This is a genomic window from Nocardia carnea, from assembly GCF_029869215.1.
Lineage (GTDB): Bacteria > Actinomycetota > Actinomycetes > Mycobacteriales > Mycobacteriaceae > Nocardia > Nocardia carnea_B.
Genome location: NZ_JARWPM010000311.1, coordinates 1 through 10,329, shown reverse-complemented (window position 1 = coordinate 10,329; position 10,329 = coordinate 1). Strand labels below are relative to the sequence as shown.

Here is a 10,329-nt window from a genome sequence, read left to right as displayed (position 1 = left end):
CTGTTGAGAACAACGATCTCACTGTTGCGGCAAGAAGTCAAGAGCAGTGCTCTCTGTATCTATTGCGCCGCCTCCGGCGGCGCGGGGTTGGGGGGCCCCCGGGGGGGGGGGGGGGGGAAAACCCCCCCCCCCCCCCGCGCCCCCCCCCCCCCGCGGCCGGGCCGGCGGGGGCGCCCCCCCCCCCCGGGGGGGGGGGGGGGGGGGGGGGGGGGGTGTTAACAACACCCCCCCCGGGGCCCCCCCCAACCCCGCGCCGCCGGAGGCGGCGCAATATATACAGAATCGCCCTCGTTCGCGGTCAGGAGTGAAGAATGTCTGCCCCTCGTCCACCACTGGCGGGACTGGCTTCGGCGGCCGGTGCCGATACCGCGTTGCGGACCGTCGCCGGGATGCTCGGGCAGTCGCCGGTCGAAATGGTGGCGCCGAGCGCGGCGCGGTCCTTCGTCGCGGCCACCGTCGCCGCCGAGCGGCCGGTCGTCGTGGTCACCGCTACCGGCCGGGAGGCCGATGATCTGACCCTCGAGCTCACCGAGATGCTGGGGCCGGCGGTCGCGCAGTTCCCCTCCTGGGAGACCCTGCCGCACGAGCGGCTGTCGCCGGGCGCCGATACCGTCGGGCGCCGGCTCGAGGTGCTGCGCCGGCTGGCCCATCCCGACGATCCGGTGTTCCCGGAGCCGCTACGCGTCGTGGTCACCACGGTGCGGTCGCTGATGCAGCCGATGGCGGCCGGGCTGGGGGATATCGAGCCGATCGTGCTGCGGATGGGCGGCGAGGCCGATTTCGACGAATTGGTCTCGCGGCTGGTGGAATTCGCTTATACGCGGGTGGATATGGTCGGCAAACGCGGCGAGTTCGCGGTGCGCGGCGGCATCCTCGACCTCTTCCCGCCCACTGCCGACCATCCGGTGCGCGTGGAGTTCTGGGGTGACGAGATCACCGAACTGCGGCCGTTCGCGGTGGCCGATCAACGGTCGCTGGGGGAGGTCTCGCTGGACACCGTGGTGGCGCCACCTTGCCGGGAACTGCTACTCACCGCTGCCGTGCGGGAGCGGGCGGCCCAGGTCGCGTCGGCCAATACCGCGGATGCCGCGCTGGTGGAGATGCTGGACAAACTGGCCGAAGGCATCCCGGTCGAGGGTATGGAGGCGCTGCTTCCTGCGCTGCAGCCGGGCGAGCTGCGGCTGCTCACCGAACAGTTGCCGGACGGCACCCACCTGCTGGTGTGTGATCCGGAGAAGGTCCGCACCCGCGCCGCCGACCTCATGCGCACCGGTGAGGAATTCCTGGAGGCCTCCTGGACCGCGGCCTCGTTCGGCGGCGACGCGCCGCTGGGCGCGCACGGCCTCGACCTGGCGGCCTCGGCGTATCGCCCGCTGACCGAGATTCGCGACAGTGCCGAGCGGCGCGAACTGCCCTGGTGGACGCTGAGCCCGCTGGCGACCGGTGATCCGGCCGAAATCGAGCTGCCGGTGCAGCCCGGCCCCACGGCGCGCGGGTCCGACGAACTGGTGGCGACGATTTTCGCCTCCCTGCGGGCCCACGTCACGACCGGTGGGCGCGCGGTGGTGGTGCTGGCCGGCCACGGTACGGCCCAGCGCACTCTGGAACGGCTCGGTGAGGCCGAAGTGCCCGCCGCCCAGCTGGACGCCGGTGCGGAACCCGCCCCCGGGGTGGTGGGTGTGCTGTGCGGTTCGCTGCACGACGGGGTGATCTTCGGCGACGCCGGACTGGTGGTGGTCGCGGAATCCGATCTCACCGGTAACCGGGTGACGGCGCCGGGAGACGGTAAACGACTCCCCGCCAAACGCCGTAACCAGGTGGATCCGCTGGCGCTGAACGCCGGCGATATGGTCGTCCACGATCAGCACGGTATCGGCCGGTTCGTCGAGATGATCGAGCGCACGGTCGGCGGCGCACGGCGCGAATACCTGGTGATCGAGTACGCGCCGAGTAAACGCGGCCAGCCCGGCGACCGGCTGTATGTGCCGATGGAATCGCTGGACCAGCTGTCCCGGTATGTCGGCGGCGAAATGCCCAGCCTGTCGAAACTCGGCGGCGCCGACTGGGCGAATACCAAGCGCAAGGCCCGGAAGGCGGTCCGCGAGATCGCGGGTGAACTGGTGCAGCTGTACGCCGCCCGGCAGGCTGCGCCCGGTCACGCTTTCGGCCCGGATACGCCGTGGCAGCGGGAGATGGAGGACGCGTTCGCGTTCACCGAAACCGTCGATCAGCTCACCGCTATCTCCGATGTGAAAGCCGATATGGAGAAGCCGGTGCCGATGGACCGGGTGGTGTGCGGTGACGTCGGCTACGGCAAGACCGAGATCGCGGTGCGCGCGGCGTTCAAGGCGGTGCAGGACGGGAAACAGGTGGTCGTCCTGGTGCCGACCACGCTGCTCGCCCAGCAGCATCTGCAGACCTTCACCGAGCGGCTCGCGGGCTTCCCGGTCACCGTGAAGGGCCTGTCCCGGTTCACCGATCCCGCGGAGTCGCGCGAGGTGATGACCGGCATGGCCGAAGGTGAGGTCGATATCGTCGTCGGTACCCACCGGTTGCTGCAGACCGGGGTGCGCTGGAAGAACCTCGGCCTGGTGATCGTCGACGAGGAACAGCGCTTCGGTGTGGAACACAAAGAGCACATCAAGGCCCTGCGCACCCATGTGGACGTGCTCACCATGTCGGCCACCCCGATCCCGCGCACCCTGGAGATGAGCCTCGCCGGTATCCGCGAGATGTCGACCATTCTCACCCCGCCCGAGGAACGGCATCCGGTGCTCACCTACGTCGGCGGGTACAACGACAAACAGGTCACCGCCGCGATCCGGCGCGAACTGCTGCGCGACGGCCAGGTGTTCTATGTGCACAACCGGGTGTCGTCGATCGATAAGGCGGCCCGCCGCATCCGGGAACTGGTCCCGGAGGCGCGCGTGGTGGTCGCGCACGGGCAGATGAACGAGGACACCCTCGAGCGCACCGTGCAGGGGTTCTGGCAGCGCGAATACGACGTGCTGGTGTGTACCACGATCATCGAGACCGGCCTCGACATCTCCAACGCCAACACGCTGATCGTGGAACGGGCCGATACCCTCGGTCTGTCGCAACTGCATCAGCTGCGCGGCCGGGTCGGGCGCAGCCGGGAACGCGGGTACGCCTACTTCCTGTACCCGGCGGAGAAACCGCTCACCGAAACCGCCTACGACCGCCTCGCCACCATCGCCCAGAACTCCGACCTCGGCGCCGGTATGGCGGTGGCCATGAAGGATCTCGAGATCCGCGGCGCCGGTAACGTGCTGGGCGCCGAACAATCCGGGCATGTCGCGGGCGTGGGTTTCGACCTCTACGTGCGACTGGTGGGTGAGGCCGTGGAGGCCTACCGCGCGGCCGCCGACGGGAAACCCGTCACCACCGAGGAGACCAAAGAGGTCCGCATCGACCTCCCGGTGGACGCGCATATCCCGCCCGACTACATCGCCAGCGATCGCCTGCGCCTGGAGGCGTACCGGAAACTGGCCGCCGCCCATGACGATTCCGCGCTGGCCGCGGTCGTCGAGGAACTGCTCGACCGTTACGGCCCGCTGCCGGTGGAAGTGGGCCGGCTGGTGTCGGTGGCCAAACTGCGCCTACTCGCCCGGGAATACGGGGTCGCCGAGATCGCGGTCACCGGTACCACGGTCAAGATCTCCCCGCTCACACTGCCCGATTCGAAACAACTGCGGCTCAAGCGGATCTACCCCAGCGCCACCTATCGCGCCGCCAGCGGCGTGGTCCAGCTGCCGCTGCCCCGCGTACAGGACAGCGTCGGCGCCGACCGGCTCCGGGACGTCGCCCTGTTGCAGTACCTCGCGGATCTACTGCTGGCCCTCGATGGTAAAGCCGCCGGCGCGGTCGACCTGACGGTCGCGACCGAGGTGACCCCGGCCCGATGACCTCCGATCCGGAGCACGATCGGCCCGCAGGGCCCGCTGCCGCATCGGCACGACCGGACGGGCCGGCCGCCGCCCCGCCGTCGGCCGGCACGCATGCGGACCGCCCCGCGCCGAGTGTTCTCGAGGCGGAAACAGCAACAGTGGCAGCGAATTTGGCAGAAGCGGTCGAGGTGATGGACCGGTTGTGGCGGTTCGGCGGCTGGGAGGTCACTCAGACCCACGATTCGTTGCGCCCGTATCTGCTGGAGGAAACCTACGAACTCCTCGACGCAATCCAAGAAGAAGACCCCGGCACCATCCGCGAGGAACTCGGCGATCTCCTCCTCCAGGTCCTGTTCCACTCCCGGATCGCCGAAGCCGCCGGCGAATTCACCATCGACGACGTGGCCGCCGCCCTGGTGGCCAAACTGGTCAACCGCAGCCCCCACCTCGCGGACGCGGCGGGCCCCGGTTTCGACCCGCACGCCTCGGTGACCGAGAAGGTCGCCGCCCAGGAAAAAGCCTGGGAAGAACGCAAATCCGCGGAAAAAGCCCGCCGCTCCTGCCTGGACGGTATCGCCATGGCCCAGCCCGCACTCGCGCTCGCCGAAAAGGTCCGCTCTCGCAGCGCCCGCGCCGGCCTCCCCGACGATCTGATCCCGGAAGACCTGCGCGTCATCCGGCTGGGCGGCCCGGAAAGCGCCGAAGAACGGCTACGCAAAGCCACCCTCGATTTCGCCGCCGCCATCCGCCGAGCCGAGGACTCCGCCGAATCCGCCCGCGGCACCCGGCAGCCGCTGACCCCGGAAGACTGGCACAAATACTGGCAATGAGCCGGTCGGCGGTAGGGGATTCAGCGCGTTGTGAACGCGCCCCCGTTGACATGGATCGTCTGTCCGGTGATGTGGCCGGCGTGTGGTGAGGCGAGGAACTCGATCACTCCGGCGACATCATCCGGTGTGCCGGCCCGGTTGTTGTGGGTGGCGCCGATCAACTGGGCGCGCCGCTGCTCGGTCATCGTGCCCTGGAAGAATTCCGTGTCCTCGATGTATCCCGGCGCGACCGTGTTCACGGTGATCCCGGCCGGCGCGAGCTGCGCGGAGAGGCCGGCCGACCACGCTTGCAGCGCGGCTTTGGCCGCCCCGTAGGACGAGGCGGCGTATTCCGCGCCGATCGAACCGATATTCACGACTGATCCGCCCGCTCGTAACCGGCTGCGCAGCGCAGTGGTGGTCAATACCGCGCTCAGCAGATTCGCGGTCAGATTCGCCTGCCATCGTTCGGCGAGCTCGTTCAATGTGGCTGCGCCGGATTCGCCGGCGGTGAGATCGGTGTTGCCGCCGGCCATGTTCACCAGCACATCCACCGCGTCACCGACCGATTCGGCGAACCGTTCCACCTCCGCCGGACTCCCCGCGTCACAGACGATGCCACGGACGCCGAGTTCCTCGACTGCCTGCTGGAGTCGCTCGGCGGAGCGCCCGGTGATCACCACTGCGTCACCTGATTCGGCGAACCTGCGGGCCACTCGGTGACCTATCCCGGTGGTCCCTCCGGTGACGACCACGGTTCGGCTCATGGCTTCTCCCTCCGCTATATTTAGCGCTAAACATAGCGATCAGGGGAGATCCGGTCAATGACACCAGAAGCGCAGGACGCAATACCGTCCCCGGCGGAGATAGCGGCGGCCTGGGAGCGAGAGTTACCGGGCGCCCGGACCGAATCCATCCATCTGTTCACGCCGCTGTGGCGAGTGGCCAAACTTCTCACCGAGGAACGGCAGCGCACTCTGCGTCGGCTGGGCGTGGACGACGCCACGCTCGATCTACTCAGTACGCTGCGCAGATCCGGCCCACCCTACCGGCTCACCACCCGCCAGATCGCGGCTCGCAGCCTGGTCACCGCCGGGGCCATCTCACAACGGCTGGCCCGTGCCGAAGCGGCCGGGCTGATCACCCGGTCGCCGGCCCCGGAGATCCGCCGTGGCGTCATGGTCGGCCTCACCGCGGCAGGGCATCGGCTCACCGAGCGGGTCGTCCGCGATCTCCTGGCACACGAGACCGCCCTCACCGACCGCTTGTCCGCCGAGCAGCGCCTGGCGTTCACCGCGGCGCTGTCCGAACTCGAGGCGATACTGTCCCCTCCTCCGGCGGGTTGAACGGCGCCCGCGGCCGACAGCCCCGATCAGCTTCTCGGTTGCTGCGCATAACGGCCCTGCGCCGCGCGCCGGACTCGAGGTGGCAGCAGACCGACCTGTTGTATCCGCAGTGGGTCAGGCGAGTAGCTCGTCGGCCCGGTTGATCTCCAGGGCATGGCGCAGCCACTTCTGCAGGCCGGTCAGGCCGGGTCGGCGATGAGGTGCTGGTATGCGGTGTCGACGGGGAGATCTACCGCGAACCAGGCCGCGGGGCGGTCGTCGTCGCGGTCGCACCAGGCTGTCGCGATACACAGCCGGGCCATTTCCGCGGTGGCCAGGCCCGGCAACTTCCAGGTGATTCGGGCCGGGTCTGCGTATCGCACACCGTATTCGGCGGTCAGTTCGCCATCTCTCGGCAGTAGGTCCGCCCATCGGGCGGGTACCAGTCGGCCGTGTGCGGCCTGTGCTTCGAGCAGTTCGTAATCCGGACCGCCGATCGACACCATGTACTCATCGTTCTCGGCGCTCACCGCCGCGAGGCATTCGCCGGAATCCGGGCCTGCGTAAGCATCGGCCGGCGCGGTGGTGAGTTCGGCCGAGACGGACAGGCCGGATAAGCCGCCGTGCCCCTGCACCTGCCAGACCGCGGCCCATGTGTGGACGGGAACCTCGCCGTCCCAGGGCGGTAATGAGACCCTTCCGAGCAGCAGATCGACCGTTGCGCAACGGTGCCGCCAGCGGTGCAGATGGGAGCCGTTCGCCAAGCGCCACGACGTATCCGGGCCGGCGGATAGTTCCTCCGACCCGAGCACGACGGAGAACTCGACTGTACCGAGGGGAGTTTCGACCACAGGCGGACGGCGGTCCACCTGTGCCAGTTGGTCGGTGCGGAGCATGGGCCCATCATGCAGGTTTGCGTTCACCGGGAGGCGAGGGGTCGTCGGGGACCACCTCCCGCGCTCCGGTCGAACGGACTCGCGGCCTGCTCAGTGGCTCAGACGTTCACGCCGTAGTCGCGGGCGATCCCCGCGAGACCCGAGGCGTACCCCTGGCCGATCGCGCGGAACTTCCATTCGCCGCCGCGGCGGTACAGCTCGCCGAACACCATGGCGGTTTCCGAGGACGCGTCCTCGGAAAGGTCGTAGCGGGCCAGCTCGGATCCGGTGTTCAGATCGACGATGCGGATGTAGGCGTTGCGGATCTGGCCGAACGACTGGCCTCGCTGATCGGCGTCGTGAATGGAGACCGGGAAGAAGATATTGGTGATCGTTTCCGGCGTATTCGCCAGATCGACGTTGATCACCTCGTCGTCGCCGTCGCCATCGCCGGTGAGGTTGTCGCCGGTGTGCTCGATGCTGCCTTCCGGGGAGCGGAGGTTGTTGTAGAAGATGAAATGCTGGTCCGAGAGGACCTTCAAACCAGGGCCCGTGGCGAGGGCGCTGGCATCGAGGTCGTAATCGGCACCCATGGTGGTGCGCACATCCCAGCCGAGGCCGACAGCGATCTTGGTCAGGTTGGGGGCCTGCTTGGACAGCGAGACATTGCCGCCCTTGGCCAGTGTGACGCTCATGATCTCCTTCCCGGTGGCGCCGCGGCGCCCGTTCTCAGACCTGCTGTTCGTTCTCCGCCCAGGACTGCAGGGTCGCGACCCGGTGTTCCAAGGCGCGCAGTTCGCTGTCGTCGAGGACATTGCGCTGAATACCCTGGGCGACTTCGAATGCCGACTGCCGGTGATCGTCGATAACGTCCACGTCGAGGCGGACCGCCACGTAATCGTCCGCGCCGGGCATCTCCTCGGCGATCACCTTGGCCGCACCGCGGGCGCACAGCGCCACATTGCCGCCGCCGAGGATCAGCAGCGCCACCTGGGGCCGTTCCCGGAGCCGGGCCAGCGAACCGCGATCGAATTTGAGGCTCAGCAGGATTCGCCGGTCACCGGCGCGGACCGGCCAGGACACCGGGATGGCATGCGGCGCGGGATCGGTGGTGACCAGGACGGCGATGGTTTCCCGCGGCCAATGCGGCAGCGCTTCCAGCTCGGGATGGTCGGTTGCTGGGTGTTCGGCTGGGCTGACTCCGGCTGCCATATCGTCCCCTCCTGGATCGACGTGCTGCGGCGGAGGATGCGCCGCACCGCTCACCAGTCTAGAGGCCGCACCCGACACGCGCCGGGGAAGTACCGGCTCCGACCTGCGGCGGAACCCTGTGCCACCGGCGGGTTTACGCTGAGGGCGGGCAAGGGCGACCTCAGAACAGGAGGTCAGCAAGGCCCTTTCCGGTCGGTGGTCACCTTCCGGCACACCGGTATCGGTACCGGGCTACCGCGTTCGTGGCCTGGTGCCCGCACGGATGTCCGGGGGATGCGGCGTGGAGCCCGGCGACTCGTCGTCACCGCCCCGGGGCCGCGCTCATACTCAGTTCGGCGTGGTCGAGAGGGAGGGTGCGTACCCACTCCCGGCCCATCGTGGTGGCCTTGATCTCGGTGGACGCATCGTGGCGAGCGTGTTCTCCGACCTGTTCACCGCCCAGCCCGGCGAGTTTCGCCGCGGCGATCTCCCCGCCGCGGTTGAACGTGTCGTCGTAGACCGAATCACCGAGGCCGAAGATCGCGAAGCGGAGGCCGGTGAGGTCGGGCTGCCGGTCGTCGAGGGCCTCGAAGAACGGTTCGGCGCCGGTGGGCAGATCGCCCTCGCCGTAGGTGGAGCACACGATGATGTGGAAGATGCGCGGGTCGAGATCGGCGAGGTCGAATTCGGACATATCGAAAACCGAGACCTCGTGCCCGGTCAGTTCCTCGGCGATCGCCTCGGCCACGTTCTCCGCTGTGCCCATTTCCGAACCGAACAGGACGACGATACGCACCGCGCCACTCCTTCCATGCAGCTTTGGAGAGGCAATCCTAACTCACGGTCTCCCGAGGTCGGGGGGCCACCAAGGCGTCGTGCTCGTCCAGTAGACCGAAGTATTTACGCAACATCAGCACGGCGGTGGCGGCCAGGCCCGCGGTGAGCCCCCACCACACCCCGGCCGCGCCGAGCCCCGCGGGGAAGGCCAGGACGACGGCGGTGGGCAGGCCCACGACCCAGTAGCCGACCACCGACAACCGGAATCCGGCCGTGGTCGCCTGCAGGCCGCGTAGCAGGCCGGTCCCGATGTTCTGGGCGGCATCGAAGAACTGCAGCACGATACCGATCAGCAGCAGCGACCGCGCGACCTCGACGGTCGCCGAATCGCCGATATCGAGGAACGGGCGCAGTACGAGCGCGGGTACGAAGACGTAGGCCAGCCCGGTGAGCGCCGCGACCACCGCGGCGAACCGCAGCGCGAGCCAGGCCAGTCCGCGGGCGTGCGCGGTCTCGTCGCGGGCCACGCTGTGGCTGACCAGGATCGAGGCACCGTGCGAGATACCGATGGCGATCTGGAACACGATGTAGATCACCTGGTAGACGACGTTGTGGGCGGCCAGCGCGGCCGGGCCCAGCGCGCCCATGACCAGCGCGAGTACCGAGAACATGCCCGCTTCGGACCCGTAGGTGAGGGCGATCGGCGTACCCAGGCGTAGCTCGGCCCGTACGGTCGCCGGGCGGGCCGGCCACGGGCGGATCGGCAGGCTGGGGCGCAGCTGGGGGTCGCGGCGCACCATGGCCCAGAAGGTGACGAACATGAGCAGGAAGACCAGGGAACTCGCGACACCGACCCCGGTGAGTCCCAGGGCGGGCAGCCCCGCCCAGCCGTGGATCAAGCTCAGCGCCAGCACCAGGTTCACCGCGATGGAACCCAGGGTCACCAGCAGCAACGCCTGGGGGCGCTGCATCCCGACGGTGTACTGGCGCAGTACCTGGAACCACAGGCACGGCAGCAGCCCGGGCGCCAGCGCGACCATGAGCGGCCGGGCCAGTTCCAGCACCCCGGCGTCCTGGCCGAGCCATTGCAGCGACCAGCCCAGGGCCACCAATATCGCGCCGCCCAGTAATCCGGCGGCCGTGGCGATCAGGAAACTCGACCGCACCACATCGCGGACCTCGGGGTCGGGGGGGGGGGGGGGGGGGGGGGGGGGGGGGGGGGGGGGGGGGGGGGGGGGGGGGGGGGTCCGGAGGGGGGGCGGCGGCGGCGGGGGGCGGGGGGGGGCGGGGGGGCGGCCGCCGCGGGCGCGGTGGACATCGACGCCACCCTGCTGCGCTATGTGGACATGGCGCTGGCACAGGCCGAGGCCGGGGCCGATCTGCTCGGGACGAGCGGGATGATGGACGGCCAGGTCGGGGCGATCCGCGCGGCGCTGGACGAGGC

General features: G+C 69.1%; 9 protein-coding genes and 1 pseudogene. 4 read left to right on the top strand and 6 right to left on the bottom strand.

The features are described 5' to 3' along the window. Positions 1-311: 311 nt before the first annotated feature. Both mfd and QH276_RS22030 read left to right on the top strand, forming a co-directional pair. Entirely contained in the window at positions 312-3,926 is a 3,615-nt protein-coding gene (gene mfd, locus QH276_RS22035) for a transcription-repair coupling factor (RefSeq protein WP_280399100.1), read from the top strand. Positions 3,927-4,099: 173 nt separating this feature from the next. Then, positions 4,100-4,738, top strand: coding sequence for a MazG family protein (locus tag QH276_RS22030; RefSeq protein ID WP_280399101.1), 639 nt, complete (start codon positions 4,100-4,102; stop codon positions 4,736-4,738). 20 nt (positions 4,739-4,758) lie between these two features. On the opposite strand, the gene QH276_RS22025 is transcribed toward QH276_RS22030, so the two are convergent. After that, positions 4,759-5,484, bottom strand: coding sequence for an SDR family NAD(P)-dependent oxidoreductase (locus QH276_RS22025; RefSeq protein ID WP_280399099.1), 726 nt, complete (start codon positions 5,482-5,484; stop codon positions 4,759-4,761). Between the two features lie 57 nt (positions 5,485-5,541). Between QH276_RS22025 and QH276_RS22020 the strand changes: the two genes are divergently transcribed. After that, positions 5,542-6,063, top strand: coding sequence for a MarR family winged helix-turn-helix transcriptional regulator (locus QH276_RS22020; protein ID WP_280406882.1), 522 nt, complete (start codon positions 5,542-5,544; stop codon positions 6,061-6,063). A gap of 179 nt (positions 6,064-6,242) precedes the next feature. On the opposite strand, the gene QH276_RS22015 is transcribed toward QH276_RS22020, so the two are convergent. The 5 genes from QH276_RS22015 to QH276_RS21995 all read right to left on the bottom strand — a co-directional run bounded on the left by QH276_RS22015 (position 6,243) and on the right by QH276_RS21995 (position 10,054). Then, complete coding sequence (locus QH276_RS22015; protein ID WP_280401765.1) at positions 6,243-6,938, bottom strand: hypothetical protein; 696 nt, start codon at positions 6,936-6,938, stop codon at positions 6,243-6,245. A gap of 98 nt (positions 6,939-7,036) precedes the next feature. Further along, the gene (locus QH276_RS22010) at positions 7,037-7,612 is read right to left on the bottom strand and encodes a TerD family protein (RefSeq protein WP_280401764.1); all 576 of its coding nucleotides are present in this window, start codon (positions 7,610-7,612) and stop codon (positions 7,037-7,039) included. Positions 7,613-7,646: 34 nt separating this feature from the next. Further along, positions 7,647-8,129 carry a hypothetical protein gene (locus tag QH276_RS22005; RefSeq protein ID WP_280401763.1) on the bottom strand — a complete coding sequence of 161 codons (483 nt, stop codon included), beginning with the start codon at positions 8,127-8,129 and terminating at the stop codon, positions 7,647-7,649. A 301-nt stretch (positions 8,130-8,430) separates the two neighbouring features. Further along, a complete protein-coding gene (locus tag QH276_RS22000; protein WP_280401762.1) occupies positions 8,431-8,904 on the bottom strand; it encodes a flavodoxin domain-containing protein in 474 nt (157 codons plus the stop codon). Between the two features lie 37 nt (positions 8,905-8,941). Further along, positions 8,942-10,054, bottom strand: coding sequence for an MATE family efflux transporter (locus QH276_RS21995; protein WP_280406881.1), 1,113 nt, complete (start codon positions 10,052-10,054; stop codon positions 8,942-8,944). A 123-nt stretch (positions 10,055-10,177) separates the two neighbouring features. Between QH276_RS21995 and QH276_RS21990 the strand changes: the two are divergent. After that, positions 10,178-10,329 (top strand): annotated as a pseudogene (locus tag QH276_RS21990) (porphobilinogen synthase); the annotation flags it as partial.